The following is a 16,261-nucleotide window of genomic DNA, read 5'->3' as shown; positions in this document are numbered from 1 at the left end:
CGCGCCCGCCCGGGCAGGCCGCCGGGCGCAGCCGCCTGTTCTGGAGCGCCGCCGCGCTGCCGGAGCTCATCGAGGCCGCCGCCCGCACCTGCTGGGGGCTCGGCGTGCCGGCCCGCTGCCACGCCCTGCTCAGTTACGCTCCCGAAGAGCTGTACGAGGAGGCCGTCTACCACCTCGGCGACACCCGGGTCGCCGTCCAGCTGGCCCGTACACGCCTGCTGCACGCCGAGTGGCTCATCCGCTCCGGCTCACGGCCGCGGGCGCGCGCGAGCCTGCGCGAGGCTTCCACCGCATGTTCGACGGCATGGGAGCCACCGCCTTCGCCACCCGCGCCGCCCGGGGCCTGCGCGAGCTGGAGGACCGGCCGTCCAGCTCCGCCACCTCGGTCCTGGATGCCCTGACCTCCCAGGAACCACATCGCCCGCCTTGCGGCCACCGGCAGGAACTCTCGAGAGGTGGCCGCCGAACTCTTCCTGAGCCCGCGCACGATCGACAGCCACCTGCACAGCTTCTACCCGCAAACTCGGCATCAGCTCCCGCCGCCAGCTGCGTGACCTCGACCTCGGCATGTGATCCGCCGGAGGCTCCGGCCGTTCAACCTGGGAGTGACGCACCCAGGCAGCGTGCCGGCCATTTGCCTAGCCTCAGATGTCATGGACAGTGAGCGCAACGCCGCGCTGGGGCGGTTCCTGCGTGAGCGCCGCGCGCTCGTGCGCCCCGAGCAGGCGGGGCTGCCCGTAGGCGGCCACCGACAGGTGGCCGGGCTGCGGCGCGACGAGGTCGCCCACCTGGCCGGCCTCAGCGTCGGCTACTACACCCGGCTCGAACAGGGCCGCGAGCGCCCCACCCGCCAGACCGTGGAAAGCCTGGCCCGGGCGCTGCACCTGGATGAGCAGGCCCTTGTGGAGCTGTATCGGCTGGCCCGGCCCACCGCTGGGCGCCGCCGGCCCGGCCGCGTCGAGCGGGTCGCGCCCGAGGTGCTGGCCCTGCTCCACGACTGGACGGTGGCCCCGGCCCTTATCGTGGGCAGGTCCTGCGACGTGCTGGTACGTAACCCGCTGGCGACCATGCTGCACAGCCGCTTCGTCTTCGGCGACAACCTGCTGCGCATGATCTTCCTTGACCCGGCAGGGCGGGAGTTCTTCCGCGACTGGACCAGCACCGCCCGGGCGGCCGTACACGATCTGCGCCAAGCGACTCGCCAGGCACCGGACGAGCACAATCTGCGCGAACTCGTCGGCGAACTGGCGATCATCAGCCACGACTTCCGCCGGTTGTGGGCGGCCCGCGACCCGCGCGGCGGACTCGCGTCCGGCACCCACTTTTACCACCCCGACGTCGGCGATCTGCATTTGCGCACCGAGATCTTCCTTATCGCCAGCGCGCCCGGCCTGCGGCTCATCGCCCACCCGGCCGAGCCGGACTCCCTCTCCGCCCAAGCACTGGCCCTGCTGGGCACGCTGGCCACCTGACCCCCGAACCCTTTCCACAGCGGCCGTCGGGCACATGTCGCGCGCCAGCCGGCCGAGCGGAGGTGGCCCTGGTCGAAGAAGCTGTGCTCGCCGGTCCGGGAGGCCGCCAGTAGTCCCACCGGCAGACCTGTCAGGCGGCGTGCGGGGAATCCGCACGCTCGGTGGTGCCGAGTGGGGCGGTGGGGGCATGAGCATCGACGAGCACGGCATGGAGACGTTCGGGATCACCGCGGCCCGCGACATACTCGGCCCGCTCGTCTCCCGCGCTGTCCACGCCCACCGGCCCACCGTCATCAAGCGCTCCGATGACGAGCACGCCGTACTTATCTCCGTAGCCGACTACGAGGAACTGCTGCGCGCCCGCGACGAGGTCGAGGCCGGCCGCATCCGGGAGGCGATCGCCGCCCGCGAGCGGGGCGAGATGCGCATGCACCGCTACGAGTCGCGCGACCAGGTGTACGCCGACTTAGGCCTGCCGACGCCCGGCGAGCGCTCTTGAAGCAGGCTCTCGAACTCGCCGACGCCGTCCGCGAGGCCCTGTACCAGGCCACCCTCGGCCTGCGCGTCACGATCATCGACGCGATCCTCGACCTTGCCGAGGAGCGCGAACCGCTGGGCGCCCGGCCCTACGGGGCATCCCGGCGCGTTGGAACTGCGCACCGACACCTTCCGGATTATCTACACCCACGGGGCCGACCACCTGTCAGTCTAGGTCCTCCAGATCAACACTTGAGCAGCGTAAACGCGCTGAGAGCGTTCAAGAGCCGCGGCGCCGCTCCCTTAGGACCGGGCCTGTGGGCGCGGCGGCGGGTGTGGTGGGCCGGTCGGGGGTGTCGGCCGCGAGCGCACGGCCAGGTGCCGGCCCTCAAGGCCGCCCGCGACCTGGCAGCGCTGATCGAGGCCGCCGACGTGCTCGATGACGTGTGCGACGGCTGGAGCCGGGGCCATGACGCCCAGGGAGAGCTGGCCTGGATGCATCACGACGACGCGGCCGAGCCGTTGCAGGTGCTGCACGAGGTGATCGCCCGCTGACAGAGTTGCGTCAGCAATTCAAGATAACGACGGTCGAGCAGGTGCGGCGTCGGCGGCGAGGGTTTCGAGGCGGAGTTGTTCGGCGTCCAGGCGCGCTTGCAGGCGGCGTAGCACGATGTCGTCAATGTGCCGCCGGTCGCGGAGGTGGATCAGCGTGGCGCGTTTGACCTGGAGCAGAGCCAAGGCCAGTTGCCGGGTGTGCTCGACCTCTTGCGCCCTGCTCGGGTGGCTGAAGACGCCAAGGTCTCGGGCAAGCTCGTCGGCGATGTGAGCTGGCACGTTGAGGCGGGCGGCGTGTTCGGGCAGCGCCCTCACAGCCGCGCGGGAGATCTGGCGCAGGGCCAGGCGCTCTTCTTCGTCCTGGGTCGGGTCGGCGGGCAGGCGCGCCCACCGGATGACGGCAGGCAGCGGCGGGCTGAGGATGACCAGGGTGACCAGGATGACCACGGTGGTGATGAACACGATGGCGTCGCGGTCCTGTACAGGCAGTCCGCCGGCGGTCATCGTAGGCACTGACAGCGCTGCGGCCAGGGAGATGGCGCCGCGCATGCCAGCCCAAGCGAGCGGCAGGCGGTGCCGGGCGCCGATCCGGCGTTCGCGCTGACGGGGCCGTCGGTCGAGGAGCCGTACGAGGTAGGGCACGGTGTAGAACCACAGCAGTCGGATGCTGATGACCATGGCGCTCACCGCCAGGGCGAGCAGAGCGGCCTGCGGCACGGTGAACGACGACAAACCACGTACCGCAGCGGGCAGTTGGATACCGACGAGGACGAACAGCGACCCGTTCACCAGGAAGGTGGTCACCTCCCAGAAGGAGACCACCTGCAGGCGAGCGACCGGCGGGATGAGCCGGGGCCCTGCCTGGCTCAAGGCGAGCCCGCAGGTGACGACCGCCAGGACGCCGGAGGCGTGCAACAGTTCAGCGGGCATGAAGGCGGCGAACGGGGTGAGCACGCTCAAGCCGCTGTTGAGCATCGGGTCTCGCCAGCGGCGCCGGATGAGGATCACGACCGCGGCCGTGGCCAGGCCCACCGCGATGCCGCCGGCACAGGAGACGGCGAAATGGAGTGCGGTGCCGCTCCAGGAGAACGGAGTGCCCTGAACGGCCGCCTCGATCGTCACGGCGAGCAGCACCAGCGCTGTGCCGTCGTTGATGAGTGATTCGGCGCGCAGCATCGTGAGCGTCCGGCGCGGCAGACCGCGCGCGACCGCGGCCACCGCCACCGCGTCGGTGGGGCCAAGCACGGCACCGAGCACGAACGCCACGGGCCAGGGGAATCCGAATGCGTGGGCCACGGCCGCCACCGCTGCCGTGGTGAGCATCACCAGTCCGGTGGCCTGCAACGTGATGGAGCGCAGGTTGGCTCTGATCTCGCGGAGTGATGTGGTCAGCGACTCGTAATACAGCAACGCCGGCAGGAAGATGAGCAGCACCACTTCGGGGGGCAAGGGGATGTCGCCGAAGTGCGGCACCAGGCCGATCAGACATCCGCCTGCCAACAGCACCATCGGCTCGCTGAGCCTAAGCCGTCTGGCCGTCCAGGTCATGACCAGTACGGCCGCCACCACGACGACCACGATCTCCAGGCTGCGATGACTCATTCCACACCTCCGCGGTGATCTCCGGCCTGTAGGGGTTATCGGATGAGTGACAGGCGGCCAGGGTCGTCGTCTTCGACGTACCAGACTGTGCCGTCGGAGCCGATCACGACGCGGATCGGGGCTTCGGACACCAAGCCGGCGTTCACGAGTGATCCGCGCCATCGCGGGAAGGCGTCGCCGCGGTAGAAGGCCATGCCGCCGGGAGCAATGACGGGATCCCAGTCGAGAGCGGGACTGTGCAGGTCGGGACGGCTGGCATGGCGGGCGCGGTCCGCCGCCGGTTTCCTCCAGCCGGGCTCTGACCAGACGTAGACCACCGTCCGGGCCGGCCGCCGAGTAGGTGAAGTTAGACCATATGGCCGTTGAGTGGCCAGGCGAGAGCGCCGTGTGCGCAGGCCGTTCTGCACCCGACCGAGACGGGCGGGACGCCGCCGACGATTTGGACGGCGCCGGCGGAGTGATCATGACCAGCCGTCCGGCCTTTGTTTCCCGTCGCAGCCTTCATCGCCATGGCTTGAGCAGGTCCGTGGTGGCCTGGTGCAAGGACTCCTGGGCGGCGTGGTCGCGGGCCAAGCGGCTTGGCGTGGCGGGCTCGCCGTCGTCCAGGTATGTGCCTGTGGGCAGGCCAGGCGCGGTCGCAGCTTGGACGACGTTGCGTGCCCCGTGGGCGGTGGGGGCGCCGCCGACGCCGTACATGGCGTGCAGCAGTCCGGTGCTGATGACGCCGGGGCTGATGCTGACGGTCGGCGGTCCGGGGTGGCGGGCCTGCCACAGGGCGTGCGTCACCATGGCGAGCTTGGAGCGGGCGTAGGCGATGGTTGGGCTGTAGGGGTGGCGTTCCAGGTGCAGGTCGTCCACGTTCAGGGTGGCCGACAGGTGGGTGGCCGAGGCGACGTGCACCACGCGGCCGTCCCGGAGTAGCGGGGTGAGGCGCTGGGTCAGCAGCACCGCGGCCAGGTAGTTGACCTGGAGCGTCGTTTCGTAGCCGTCGCGGCTGAGCGTGCGCGTGGGCGGTCCGGGTCGGCCCGCGTTGTTGATCAGAACGTCCACGCGCCCGGTCAGCTCGCCGACTCGGGTGGCGAGCGCGGCGACCTGAATCAGTTCGTCGAAGTCGGCGTGCAGGTAGTCGATCCTGGCCTCGCCGGGCAGCGTGGACAGCAGGGGCTCGACGGCGGAGCGCAGCTCGGGGCCGTGCAGGATGAGATGGGTGGCCGAGCGGGTGAGCAGACGGGCAGTCGCCAGACCGATCCCGCTGGTCGCGCCGGTCAGGACAACGCTGTGGCCGGAGGCGGACTTGGTCATGACGGGTCCTCGCGGTGCGCGTCGCGCAGGACGCGGTCGCGTGAGGCGCGTACGTCCTTTTGGCAGGCGATGAAGACGGGTCGATGTTGCGAGGATCGGAGCCGAGGATCAGGGTGCCGATCGGGTCGTTGAGCGGCATGTCGTTCAGGTCCTCGACACGTACGACGAGCAGGTCGGCCTGCTTGCTCGGCGTGATGGAACCGGTGACGTCGCCGAGGCCGATGCTCTCGGCACCTTGCAGAGTGGCGAAGTCGAGCGCGGCGGCCACGCCGATGCGGGCGGGTTTCTCGCAGTCCGATCCGCGCATCGGAGGTAGGGGCGAGGGAGACCGCGGCGTCGGCCATCGCCTGCCGCGCCTGCGGGGTCAGGCCGGTGCAGTGGAACGTGACGCCCGGGCCGAGCAGGTCCTGCTTTGCCCAGGCGACGATGGCCTCGGAGGAGGGCAGGCCGAAGACGACATCGATGCTCACCCCGATGCCCAGCTCACGGGCGAGGCGTTCGCCGCAGGCGGGGTTCGGGCCGGCGATCTCGGCAATGGGTAGCGGCGCAGGGTGAGGAACTGGTCACCGGCGGAGTAGTAGGTGTTGTGGAGCCGGGTCAGGTCGGCGGGCCACTGGTCGTCCCAGTCGCCGAAGTGCGGCCGCATGGTCACGTGCTCGCCGAGGTCGTCGACGTCGGGCATGATCCGGCGTGGCTGGGCCTCCCAGGCATGGCGGTGGGTGTCGACGAAGCCGGCGACCAGGACACCGAGGCGGGGGTCCATGGTGACGACGGTCGCCTCGGTGAGCATGACCCGGCGGGCGGGGTCGATGGCGTGGCGGCGCAGTCCGTCCAGAAGGACGTTCATGGTGGGCTCCTGCGGAAGCGGGGATAGTGACGGCTCGGCCGGGGGGCGAGCCGGGGTGGGGGAGACAGGCTGGCGTGGGATGCCGCCGGGCCCGCCCGGCGGCATCCCACCGGTGTCAGTCGTGGGTCAGGCCGCTGGAGGCGCCGCAGACGACGGCAACGCGGCCGACGGACGGGGTTGCGGTGAGCAGAGCAGCAGTGATGATCGTTGAGTGTGAGAAGCCGGGTTTTGGCGATGGCGATGTTGGCGGAGGCCGCGTGGCGAGGGCCGGACCGGCCGCGGTGGTGCGGGTCTGCGGCCTCACTTGCCCCATTCGGGGCCGCCGTCGGTGCAGGTCTGACCACCGTCGACAGGCAGGGCAATGCCGGTGATGATGGCGGCCTCGTCGCTGGCGAGGAAGGCGATGGCGGAGGCGACCTCATCGGCCTGGGCGGCGCGTCGCAAGGGGATGCGCTCCCATGCCTTGTCCAGCAGGGCCTCATCCGCCATGATCTCGTCGACCATCTCGGTGATGGTCAGGCCGGGGCATACCACGTTGGCGCGCACACCGTCCTTGCCCACGTCGCAGGCGACGGAGCGGGTGAGATTGGCGACGGCCGCTTTGACGGCGTTGTATCCGGCGTGAGACCAGCCGCCGCCAAGGGACGACACCGAGCCGACGTTGACGATGGAGCCCTTGGTGGCGCGCAGGTGGGGGAGCGAGGCCCGGGTGGTGTAGAAGACGCTGCTGAGGTCGGCGCCCACGCACGTGTGCCAGTCCTCGTCCGAGGTTTCCTCGACGCTGCCGACGAGGTTCATGCCGGCCGCGTTGACCAGCGTGTCGATCCGGCCAAACCGGTCGACGGCCGCCGCGATCAGGGCGTCGCACTCCTCGCGGACGGACACGTCCGCCGGGAAGACGAGCACGCGATCTTGCGGCGTGCTCTGCGCGACGTGCTCCAGGCGCTCTTTCCGACGACCGGAGATGACGACGCTGGCTCCTTCGTCGAGGAATCGGCGCGCGGTTGCCGCGCCGATTCCCGACCCTCCGCCGGTGATGACGGCCACCTTTTCGGTGAAGCGGTTCACGATCTGCTCCAATCAGTTCATAGTGGTGTCTTCGACGGTCAGGAGCCGGCCGGGAAGTCGGCCCCGCGGCTGGTGGACTCCCACTTCTCGAACTCCGCCCGCAGGGTGGCGAGTTTGGCCATGGCGGTGTCGTGGGCATCGTTGCCGAGCAGTAGGTGCAGCGGCGGCTCGGGAGACTCCACCGCGGCCACCAGCGCTCGCGCGGCACGGTCGGGATCGCCGGATTGGCGCCCCACCGATGCCTGGTAGGCGCGGCGAGCGGCACCGGCCGTGGCGTCGTAGTCGGCGATGGTCGCTTCGGACCCCCGAGCGGAGCCGGCCCATTCGGTGCGGAACGCGCTCGGCTCGACCAGCATCACCTTGATGCCCAAAGGTTCCACCTCGTGCCGCAGGCTCTCGGTCAGGCCCTCGACGGCGAACTTGGTGGCGCAGTAGTAGCCCACCGCGGTGTGGCCCACCAGCCCTCCGATCGAGGTCAGGTTGACGATGAAGCCCTTCCTGCGCGCGCGCATCCCGGGAAGGACGGCCCGAATCGTGCGGGAGACGCCATGAAAGTTGACGTCGAACAGCCGGTCGATGGCGGCTTCCTCGCTCTCTTCGACGGCGGCGAAGTAACCGATCCCGGCATTGTTGACCAGCACGTGGATGCCGCCGAACTGCTCCTCGGCCTGTCGCACCGCCTCAGAGACGCTGGCCGGGTCGCTGACGTCGAGAGGCAGCAGGAGAGCTTCCCCTCGCTCGCGCAGGTCCTTGATCTGCTCGGTGTCGCGTGCGGTGGCCACCACGCGGTGGCCCTGGTCGAGCAGGTGTTCGGCCAGGGAGCGGCCGAAACCTGTGGAGCAGCCGGTTATGAGCCAGACGGTTGAGGTGTGAAACACGATTGATCCTTCGGTGGCTGCGGGGTCAGGCAGTGTCGGTGACGTCCAAGGCGACCGCCAGCGCGTTGTCGGCCTTCTTCAGGTCCTCGTAAGGCGGTCGGGGTTGCGTATCGCGACCACGACGTTGTCGCCCTCGCCCAGGGCGGTGCGGCCGATCTCGACGCCCAGGCAGCGGGATGCGCCGGTGAACCAGGCGGCCATGAGGGCGTCCTTTCCGCTTGTCTTGCCGGTTCAGCCGCGATATGTCCTGCCGCTGACAGATTCGAGTCTGTCCAGGCGGCCAAAGGGGGAGAAGGCCGTGAGTTTCCTGGGAGAGCTGTACCTAGGAATGGAGCGTCGCGTTGGTGGCCGCGCTCCCCACCGCGCCGCCATCGCCATGTGGTCATCGCAGTGTCAAAGGCCTCGATCGCCTGCTTGTCGTCGATACGCAACGCCTCGCTGAAAGCCTTTCGGCAAACCTTCACCATGGCTGGCGCGCTGATCGAAGGCCCGTGACCCGCCTGAAGCACCTCCTCGCCGCCCGCATCGCCGGCCCCCGCCCCAGGCCCTGACCGGCCGGCCTCCCACGCGCGCCCACGCGGGTGAGCGCATAGGTGTGCGCGCTGCTACCACCACGATGATCAATTCCGCGACGGCAGGCACCCAACGTGTCACGGAGGGTGTCACCGGCGCTGGTCATATCCGGCCGAAACTTCCCGCTGCGGGCCAGCATCGCATAGCAGCATCGCAGGCCAGCAGCTTCCGAGGAGGCCGTGTTCTCAGAAACGTCCGCCGCGACGACTTCCGAGAACGAGAACCGGAGCGCTCGTCAGCACTTCCGAGAACAGCGGCTGGACGGCAAGGGGTAAGGCGGCCCGCCTAAGGATCTTGACCCAGAGGTATTGACGATTCCACCAGTGTTCGCGTCGAGTGGAGGGGCGCAGCGTGGGACTGGCGGTCCCAGGGATGCCGGGGCGAGGGAGACCAGGCGAGAGCGGCCTAGCGTAAGCATCGCCGCCGGGACGAACACCCATTCCGGACCGGCTCACTTCAACCGGAAAGAGAAAGATCATGAACACCGTTCATCAGGATGCCCTGTCCCTGGCCCAGGCGTTCTTCGCCGCGTTCGAGGGCCGCGACCCGGCCGGCGTGGAGGCCGTGCTGGCGCCGGAGGCCAACATCACCATCCCGCTGTCGATCGAGGGCACGCCCGAGCCTTGGTATGTCTTCGACGGCCGCGAGCACGTGATGGGCTACATCCACTCGGTCGCCGCCAAGTTCGACCGGGTGGCGTTCCTGGACAAGGTCTACACCGTCAGCGAGGACGGCTCTTCGGTCTTCCTGCAGGCCAACGGCGACATCCTGTCGACCGCCGAGAAGCTGGTGTACCGCAACGTCTACATCTTCAAAGTCGACATCGCCAACGGGAAGATCGTCAAGGTATGGGAGTACGCCAACCCGGTCGCCTACGCCAACCTCGGGATCAAGGACTCCGAGTCCGAGTCCGCCGCCAAGGCCGGCTGACCCCCTCCACCCGGGCGACCATCCGGTCGACGAGGCGGCCCGGGTCGCGCCTCATCGACCGGATGGGAGCCCGCATCGCCGAACTGGCCCACAGCGCCGCCACCAGACCGCCGACCACGCCGCCCGCATCTTGGATACATCTCGGCGGCCACGGCGATCGGGTCCTCGATGACGAGTCCGTGGCAGTACAGCAACGCTCGCAGGGCCCGGCGGAAAAGTGGCCGGTGCCGGCGAACCGCGGGTTGAGCGCGGCGTTGAGGTTCAGGCTGGCCGGTCCGGCCGCATTCCGGTACACACCGCCGCCGGCTCGTCCAGCCGGTCGACCGGCATGCCGGTCACTGCGACGGCGAGCTCAGGTCCTGCGTCGGCCCCGGCCGTAGCGCGCAGCGCCTCCAGTGTGCGACTTGCCAACTGGGCGCTCCTCGAAAGTCCGCCAGCCAACCATCGTACGCACCGTCCAGACGGCTGCAGCGCCAGGCCACTGAAGCGGCCCGACGCCCGGCCGTTCCTGCACAAGAATTCGGTCCGTCCGTCCTCTGCCAGGCGCAACACGTCCTGGAGCACGCTGCGCATCTCCGCGGCGGCGGTCCGGCGGCGGGCCTGGTGGCGCAGCTCCACTGCTCGGGACCACGCCAGCACCATTTCGTAGTGATCCGGGCCGTAGTGCTGCAGCACCGAACCAGCCGGAGGGACCAGGCCTTGACCAACCGATCCCCCCGGCTCACCAAGCTACCCTGCGTCCGCAGGCTGCGGTGAGGGCGTTGTGGATGCTCTGGGTGTCGCGGTTCCGTAGATGGCGCGTAGCCATGCGTCGGCGAGGGCCGCGATCCGGGCCTCGTCGGTCAAGTCGGGGCCGAGGCCGGCCACGGTGGCGTAGAGGGTGCGCTCGGTCATCCAGGTCAGGGTCGAGGCGAGCGCGCGGGCGTCGGCGCCCGGCGGGGCGGCTCCGGCCTGCCGTTCCCGATCGATCTGGTCGGTGGCGGCCTCGACGAATCGGTGGAGCAGTTGCCCGTAGGCCTCCTGGATCTTTGGATGCAAGCTGATCGCCTCGGAGGCCTCGCGCATCACGCTGGCGTGCCGGCGCCAGAGCGCCAGCATCTCGGTGAAGTGCTGTTCGCATGCCTGGCGTGGCGTGATCTCAGTCGGCCTGCGGAACCACAGGCGCGTCGCGGCATCGAACTGGGTCGCGAAGACCCGCTCCAGCAGCGCCGCGAGCAGCGCGTACTTGGAGTCGAAGTAGAAGTAGAACGCGGGGCGGGTCAGCCTCGCCCGCTTGGCGATCTCGTCGATGGTGATGTTCCGCAACGGCTTCTCGGCAAGCAGTTCCTCTCCCACGCGGAGGAGGTGCGCGTATCGCAGATCGCCCTTGGACGGGCTGTGCCGCCGATTCTCCGTCGTGTGTGCCATGAACCCTCCGTCCCCAGGAAGGATAATACCCACAGCTTTTTGACATGCGTTGATTATTTTTGACACCTGTAATACGGTGATGACGGCGATCGTCGCTGGGCAGCGATCGGCCGTTCACCATCGGACATTGGGGATAGCCAGGATGAGACTTCCGCAGGGCGTCGGAGCCACGTCATTGATGACCGCGTATGCCCGGGCGCAGGAGAGCCGCCGCGCGGACGCGATCTTCCTCGATCGCTGGGCGGAGGCGTGCGTCGATGCTGCGACCGGCCACCGGTCCGGCCCATTGCCGCCGCTGGGCTTCGCCCGCGACGAGGGCGCGTCGACGTTGTGGCGCGAGTTCGGGTCCTACCTGGCGTTACGTACCGTGTTCTATGACGAGCACCTGCTCAAGGCGAGTAGGGATGGACTGCGTCAGGTGGTGCTGCTGGCCGCGGGGATGGACGCCCGCGCATACCGGCTGGTCATGCATCCCGGGAGCACCGTCTTCGAGCTGGACCACGACGATGTGTTCGCGTTCAAGGAGGAGGTCTTCGCCGCCGTCGGCGAGGCACCGACCTGTCCGCGACGGCTGGTTGTGGCGGATCTGCTGGCCGACTGGCCGGCCGCCTTGCTGGCGGCCGGCTTCGATCCCGGTGAGTCCACCGTCTGGCTTGCCGAGGGTCTGCTGATGTATCTGTCCCCCGAGGATGCCGACCAGCTGATGGCGACGCTGACCGGCCTATCCGCCCCGGGCTCGCGGATCATCAGTGAGTACCCGGACCACCGGCCAAGCACGGAGTTCTTCACCAGCCGATGCACGGACGATGCGGACCGACGGATGGCGGCCGGGATGTCCGGCCTCCTCCAGGCTGGTCCATCCGAAGAACCGTCGGTGTGGCTGCGACGGCACGGCTGGATCCCGGAGGTCACCGAAATCGCTGCATTCATCGCCAGTCTCGGCCGCCCGGTCCCGCCGATCTGCAGTACAGCCCCGGACGCCTGTTCAGTCTGGCTCTTCGCGGGCCAGCTGACCTGACAGCCGGTCATGAGCGTTCGGTTTCGGTGTCCTGCGCGGGGTTCACGTTCCGCCTCATCCTCGGTGAGGGACCCGCATAGCGACATGACCAGGTCGTGGGCGTAGCGCACATCATCCCGGAACGCGGTCGAGGTCGACATCGTCTAACCGCATGGCCGGCGTAAAGCCCCGCGGACATGTGAAGGGTCGGCAGGCCTACTTCCTGGCGGACACGGCGAAAGAAGGAGCAATCGAAGAAGGGATACAAATGGTTGACACTGCCAAGGTGCTCGGTGCGGAGCGCATCGAGCAGGCCGAAGTCCACCTGGACGACCTCGATTTCATGGGCAATCTGCACAGCGGCCGGTATCCGATGCTGGTTGAACGGGCGCTGGTGCGGATCTGGGCGCGGGCTGGGTACTCGATCGCCGACGGTGTGCCGACGCATCCGGATGTCCTGCATGCCGTGCTTGAGCAGGTGATCAGGTATCGCAGCCCGATCCGCGGAGTCGGCATGGTCAACGTGTGTTCCCGGCTGGAGCACCTCGGCAAGAGCAGCATGGTCTTCGCCTTCCGCGTGGTTTCCGAGGATGGGCGGACGGTCCACGCCGAGGGCAGCCGCACCGAGGTCAACGTGGACCCGCAGTCACGTCGGCCTGTGCCCTGGGCTGACGAGACCCGCGACGTTGCCAATGCACTGTATGGTGCGTCCTCCGACGGCTAGACGAGTAAGTCCTAACGCCGGTCAGTGGTCGTAGGCGGTCAATGAGCGGGTGACGGGCTGGCCGGTGAGGCGGTTGTGCCAGATCGCGGCGGTCAACGCCAAGATGCGCTGGGCGATGCGGGCGCCGACCCCTTCTGGGGTACGTCCGCCGTGGAGTTCGAGATCGAGTTGGCCTTTGAGGGTGTCGTTGACCGATTCGATGAGCTGGCGGATCGGTTTGAGGTACTGCTCGCCTGGGCGGGGTGTGCGATTGCGGTAGGAGGGTCGTAGGAGTCGTACGCCGCGTTCGGGGCCTGCGGCGCTCTGCTGAGCAAGGCGCGGGTCCATCAAGGCCGACCCTACCCCCGGGCGTCGCTCGCGTTATGGGAGTTGCCATCACGCGCTGGCCGCCCGCCTCGGCGGGAGCCAGTAAAAATGGGACGATGCGTCTTTGATGTCGGACCAGCACAGCGGGCTCCACCTCCGCCACGCCGCACCCTGACCGCCAGGCGCTCACCATCTTTGCAGGCAGGGGAAGGTGACCGTCACCTTCTGACGTTTCCGAGCTAGAAGCTGAAAGGACGGACATGACAGCTTGGACAAGTACGCTCAGTACTGTTCCTCAAGCCACGCCGGTTCCTCAAGCCACGCCGGTTCCTCAAGCCACGCCGGCAAAGGGCACGGCATGACCGGCACCCCGCTGGGCGACTTCCTGCGCGCCCGCCGCGAAGCCCTCAAGCCGCAGGACGTCGGCCTGTCCGAGTACGGCCGCCGCCGGGTCAAGGGCCTGCGCCGTGAAGAGGTGGCGATGCTGGCCGGCATGAGCAGCGACTACTACGTACGGCTGGAGCAGGGCCGCGAGTCCAGCCCGTCGCCCCAGGTGGTCGAGGCGGTCGCCCGGGCGCTGCGCCTGGACGCGCCCGCCGCCGAGCATCTGTGGCGGCTGGTGCAGCCGCCGGAAGCGCGGATGTGGCAGCAGGCACAGGACACCACGGTCAGCCCTCAGCTGCTGCAACTCATGGACGGCTGGTCCACCTCGCCCGCCTTCGCCCTCGGGCCCGCGCTGGACATCCTGGCCTGCAACCCCATGGCCGCCGCGCTGCACGAGGGCTTCAGCCCGCCCGACAACCTGGCCCGCATGGTGTTCGCGGACCCGGCCGGGCGGGGGTTCTACCAGGAGTGGGAGCGGGCGGCGCACTCCTGCATGGCGGAGATCCGGGCCGCCTACGGCCACGACCCCGGCAATCGGCGCATCGCCGAGGTCGTGGCGGACCTGTCGGCCGCCAGTCCCGAGTTCGCCGAGCTGTGGGGCCGCCATGACGTCAAACCCAAGACGCAGGAGGGCAAGCACCTGCGCCATCCGCACGTGGGCGACCTGCACATCCTGTTCTCGGCGTTCACCGTCAACGGCGCACCGCACCAGCAGCTCGTCGTCTATCAGGCCGAGCCGGCCACGCCAACCGCGCGGGCGTTCGAACGGCTGCGCGAGCGGGCCGACGACGCGCTGTCGAAGGCGCGGTAGGAGGAAGATCAGGCGATGCACGCACGAGCCGACTGACCCGCACGATCCACGACCATGCCGAGAGGCCGGGGCACTGCCCCGGCCTCTTCTTGGTGCGCGCCCGGTCCGCTGTCCGGCCCGGTTCCTAGGTACATCTCTCCCAGGAATTCCGCGACCTTCTTCTACCTCGCTGACCTGGGCAACCTCATAGATGTCAGCCAAACGGAACGGAACGAGGACACCGTCATGGCCACCTGGTTCATCACCGGAGCATCCCGCGGGCTGGGTGCTGAGATCGCCCGCACCGCCCTCGCCCAGGGCGATAACGTTGTCATCGCGGTCCGCAACCCGGCCCGCATGCCGGAAGACCTCGTCAAGGCCGGCAACGTGCTGACCGTCGCCCTGGACGTCATCGACAGCGCGGCCATTCCCGCCGCCGTCCAGGCCGCCGTCGACCGGTTTGGCCGCATCGACGTGCTGGTCAACAACGCCGGTCGCGGCCTGCTCGGAGCCCTGGAGGAGATCAGCGACGCCGAGGCGCGCTCGCTGTTCGACCTGAACGTCTTCGGTCTCATCGACATGACCCGCGCGGTGCTGCCCGTCATGCGCCGCCAGGGCTCCGGCAAGCTCGTGCACATCGGCTCGCGGTCAGGGTTCGAGGGCGAGCCCGGGGTGAGTATGTACTGCGCCTCGAAGTTCGCCGTGGCGGGGATCAGCGAGTCGCTGTCGAAGGAGCTGGAGCCGTTCGGCATCCAGTCGATGGTGGTCGAGCCGGGCGTGCTGCGCACCGACTTCCTCGACGCCAGCTCCCTGTCGATGCCCGCCGACCGCATCGACGCCTACGACGGCACCCCGGCCCATGTGACCCTCGACTGGGTGGACACCGCCAACCACACCCAGCTCGGCGACCCGGCCAAGGGCGCCGCGCTGATCTACGAGGTCACCTCCCAGGACACCCTGCCCCGGCACCTGTACTTGGGTACCGACACCCTGGACCGGCTGCAGGTCAAGCTGGACCAGATCGAACAGGACGTGGCCCCCTGGCGGGGGAAATCCGCCGCCACCGCGCACGACGACGCCACTGCCTGACCGACGGCCTGCGGCACACCGTCCGGCCCCTGGCAGCCCATCCCGGGCACCGCCTTCACACACGAAAGAGGTCTTGGTCATGACTGCTGCTCTGCTCATCGGAACCCCGCTGGCCGGCCGCGTGGCCGTGGTCTCGGGTGCCTCCAGCGGCATCGGCGCCGCCACCGCCCTGCGCCTGGCTGGACTCGGCGCGAACGTCGTCGTGCTTGCCCGGCGCAAGGACAAGCTCGACGACCTGAGCGCGTCCATCAGCGCCGCCGGTGGCACCGCGATCGCCATCGCCGTCGACGTCACCAGCCGGGAAGCCGTCGGTGACGCGGCGGCCGAGGTCGCCGAGCGGCTAGGCACCGCCGACCTCGTCGTCAACAACGCCGGCGTCCAGCTCATCTCGCCGATCACCGACCTGCGCCAAGACGATTGGCAGCGCCAGATCGACCTGAACATCACCGGCGTCATGAACGTCATCGGCGCCTTCCTGCCACACCTGACCATTGCCGCCGAGGCGGGCCGTCCCGCGGACCTGATCACCACCTCCTCGATCGCGGCGACCCGGATCCTGGAGAAGTTCTCCGTCTACTCAGGCACCAAGGCCTACATCAGCCACCTCACCCGGCTGTTGCGCGTCGAACTCGGCCCCAAGAACATCCGCGTGGCCACGATCCAGCCCGGCATGGTCGACACCGAGCTGCCCAGCCACGTCACCGACCCCGACGCCAGCGCCCTCATGGAAGGGCTGCTCACCGAGATCGACCCGCTGCAGTCGGCGGACGTGGCCGAGACCGTGGCGTTCATCGCCGCCTCGCCCCGCCACGTCAACCTCACCGAGATCACCATCCTGCCTACCGCGCAGGTCGTCTGAC

General features: G+C 69.0%; 20 protein-coding genes and 3 pseudogenes. 11 read left to right on the top strand and 12 right to left on the bottom strand.

Going from position 1 to position 16,261, the window contains the following annotated elements; all coding sequences use genetic code 11:
- From DQW85_RS00680 to DQW85_RS00665, 4 genes and pseudogenes are all read left to right on the top strand, one after another.
- Nucleotides 1-401: pseudogene (locus DQW85_RS00680) on the top strand (hypothetical protein); the annotation flags it as partial.
- A 15-nt stretch (nt 402-416) separates the two neighbouring features.
- Nucleotides 417-554 carry a LuxR C-terminal-related transcriptional regulator gene (locus DQW85_RS48025; RefSeq protein ID WP_420819131.1) on the top strand — a complete coding sequence of 46 codons (138 nt, stop codon included), beginning with the start codon at nt 417-419 and terminating at the stop codon, nt 552-554.
- A 99-nt stretch (nt 555-653) separates the two neighbouring features.
- Nucleotides 654-1,472 carry a helix-turn-helix domain-containing protein gene (locus DQW85_RS00670; RefSeq protein WP_113698540.1) on the top strand — a complete coding sequence of 273 codons (819 nt, stop codon included), beginning with the start codon at nt 654-656 and terminating at the stop codon, nt 1,470-1,472.
- 187 nt (nt 1,473-1,659) lie between these two features.
- Nucleotides 1,660-1,971 (top strand): type II toxin-antitoxin system Phd/YefM family antitoxin, encoded by a 312-nt coding sequence (locus DQW85_RS00665; protein WP_240196831.1) that lies wholly within the window; start codon nt 1,660-1,662, stop codon nt 1,969-1,971.
- On the opposite strand, the gene DQW85_RS43980 is transcribed toward DQW85_RS00665, so the two are convergent.
- A complete protein-coding gene (locus tag DQW85_RS43980) occupies nt 1,908-2,138 on the bottom strand; it encodes a hypothetical protein (RefSeq protein WP_162794620.1) in 231 nt (76 codons plus the stop codon). The genes DQW85_RS00665 and DQW85_RS43980 overlap by 64 nt on opposite strands.
- Nucleotides 2,139-2,327: 189 nt before the next feature.
- Between DQW85_RS43980 and DQW85_RS43975 the strand changes: the two genes are divergently transcribed.
- Nucleotides 2,328-2,504, top strand: a complete 177-nt coding sequence (locus tag DQW85_RS43975; protein WP_162794619.1) for a hypothetical protein — start codon at nt 2,328-2,330, stop codon at nt 2,502-2,504.
- A gap of 18 nt (nt 2,505-2,522) precedes the next feature.
- Here DQW85_RS43975 and DQW85_RS00660 read toward each other — a convergent pair whose 3' ends face one another.
- From DQW85_RS00660 to DQW85_RS47485, 8 genes and pseudogenes are all read right to left on the bottom strand, one after another.
- Nucleotides 2,523-4,106, bottom strand: a complete 1,584-nt coding sequence (locus tag DQW85_RS00660; protein ID WP_113698539.1) for a Na+/H+ antiporter — start codon at nt 4,104-4,106, stop codon at nt 2,523-2,525.
- Between the two features lie 35 nt (nt 4,107-4,141).
- Nucleotides 4,142-4,423, bottom strand: a complete 282-nt coding sequence (locus DQW85_RS48020) for a PQQ-dependent sugar dehydrogenase (protein ID WP_205314766.1) — start codon at nt 4,421-4,423, stop codon at nt 4,142-4,144.
- A gap of 184 nt (nt 4,424-4,607) precedes the next feature.
- A complete protein-coding gene (locus tag DQW85_RS00650) occupies nt 4,608-5,408 on the bottom strand; it encodes an SDR family NAD(P)-dependent oxidoreductase (protein WP_113698537.1) in 801 nt (266 codons plus the stop codon).
- A gap of 166 nt (nt 5,409-5,574) precedes the next feature.
- A pseudogene (locus DQW85_RS46335) lies at nt 5,575-5,715 on the bottom strand (amidohydrolase family protein); the annotation flags it as partial.
- Nucleotides 5,716-5,874: 159 nt separating this feature from the next.
- Nucleotides 5,875-6,255: a hypothetical protein gene (locus tag DQW85_RS46330; RefSeq protein WP_240196830.1), complete on the bottom strand. Its 381-nt coding sequence runs from the start codon at nt 6,253-6,255 to the stop codon at nt 5,875-5,877.
- Nucleotides 6,256-6,555: 300 nt separating this feature from the next.
- Nucleotides 6,556-7,335: a meso-2,3-butanediol dehydrogenase gene (gene budC / locus DQW85_RS00640; protein ID WP_205314765.1), complete on the bottom strand. Its 780-nt coding sequence runs from the start codon at nt 7,333-7,335 to the stop codon at nt 6,556-6,558.
- Nucleotides 7,336-7,361: 26 nt separating this feature from the next.
- Entirely contained in the window at nt 7,362-8,201 is an 840-nt protein-coding gene (locus tag DQW85_RS00635) for an oxidoreductase (RefSeq protein ID WP_113698536.1), read from the bottom strand.
- A gap of 78 nt (nt 8,202-8,279) precedes the next feature.
- Nucleotides 8,280-8,402 (bottom strand): hypothetical protein, encoded by a 123-nt coding sequence (locus DQW85_RS47485; protein ID WP_275888152.1) that lies wholly within the window; start codon nt 8,400-8,402, stop codon nt 8,280-8,282.
- Between the two features lie 849 nt (nt 8,403-9,251).
- Between DQW85_RS47485 and DQW85_RS00630 the strand changes: the two genes are divergently transcribed.
- Nucleotides 9,252-9,704: a nuclear transport factor 2 family protein gene (locus tag DQW85_RS00630; RefSeq protein ID WP_113698535.1), complete on the top strand. Its 453-nt coding sequence runs from the start codon at nt 9,252-9,254 to the stop codon at nt 9,702-9,704.
- 261 nt (nt 9,705-9,965) lie between these two features.
- Here the strand turns inward: DQW85_RS00630 and DQW85_RS43970 are convergent, their stop codons facing one another.
- Nucleotides 9,966-10,115, bottom strand: coding sequence for a hypothetical protein (locus DQW85_RS43970; protein ID WP_162794618.1), 150 nt, complete (start codon nt 10,113-10,115; stop codon nt 9,966-9,968).
- A 318-nt stretch (nt 10,116-10,433) separates the two neighbouring features.
- Nucleotides 10,434-11,111 (bottom strand): TetR/AcrR family transcriptional regulator, encoded by a 678-nt coding sequence (locus DQW85_RS00620; RefSeq protein ID WP_113698533.1) that lies wholly within the window; start codon nt 11,109-11,111, stop codon nt 10,434-10,436.
- 79 nt (nt 11,112-11,190) lie between these two features.
- Between DQW85_RS00620 and DQW85_RS00615 the strand changes: the two genes are divergently transcribed.
- Together DQW85_RS00615 and DQW85_RS00610 are read left to right on the top strand one after the other, a co-directional pair.
- Nucleotides 11,191-12,129: an SAM-dependent methyltransferase gene (locus tag DQW85_RS00615; RefSeq protein WP_162794617.1), complete on the top strand. Its 939-nt coding sequence runs from the start codon at nt 11,191-11,193 to the stop codon at nt 12,127-12,129.
- A 151-nt stretch (nt 12,130-12,280) separates the two neighbouring features.
- Nucleotides 12,281-12,832, top strand: a complete 552-nt coding sequence (locus DQW85_RS00610) for an acyl-CoA thioesterase (RefSeq protein WP_205314764.1) — start codon at nt 12,281-12,283, stop codon at nt 12,830-12,832.
- Nucleotides 12,833-12,853: 21 nt separating this feature from the next.
- Here the strand turns inward: DQW85_RS00610 and DQW85_RS00605 are convergent.
- Nucleotides 12,854-13,120 (bottom strand): annotated as a pseudogene (locus DQW85_RS00605) (IS982 family transposase); the annotation flags it as partial.
- 376 nt (nt 13,121-13,496) lie between these two features.
- Between DQW85_RS00605 and DQW85_RS00600 the strand changes: the two are divergent.
- The 3 genes from DQW85_RS00600 to DQW85_RS00590 all read left to right on the top strand — a co-directional run bounded on the left by DQW85_RS00600 (nt 13,497) and on the right by DQW85_RS00590 (nt 16,260).
- Nucleotides 13,497-14,333 carry a helix-turn-helix transcriptional regulator gene (locus DQW85_RS00600; RefSeq protein WP_113698530.1) on the top strand — a complete coding sequence of 279 codons (837 nt, stop codon included), beginning with the start codon at nt 13,497-13,499 and terminating at the stop codon, nt 14,331-14,333.
- 225 nt (nt 14,334-14,558) lie between these two features.
- On the top strand, nt 14,559-15,401 hold the full coding sequence (locus DQW85_RS00595; protein WP_113698529.1) for an SDR family NAD(P)-dependent oxidoreductase: 843 nt from the start codon (nt 14,559-14,561) through the stop codon (nt 15,399-15,401).
- A 79-nt stretch (nt 15,402-15,480) separates the two neighbouring features.
- Nucleotides 15,481-16,260: an SDR family oxidoreductase gene (locus DQW85_RS00590; RefSeq protein WP_113698528.1), complete on the top strand. Its 780-nt coding sequence runs from the start codon at nt 15,481-15,483 to the stop codon at nt 16,258-16,260.
- The last annotated feature ends 1 nt before the right edge of the window (nt 16,261 follow it).

It is taken from the genome of Nonomuraea lactucae, assembly GCF_003313395.1.
Lineage (GTDB): Bacteria > Actinomycetota > Actinomycetes > Streptosporangiales > Streptosporangiaceae > Nonomuraea > Nonomuraea lactucae.
The sequence above is the reverse complement of the archived record's forward strand: the minus strand, read 5'-3'. Positions and strand labels throughout refer to the sequence as shown.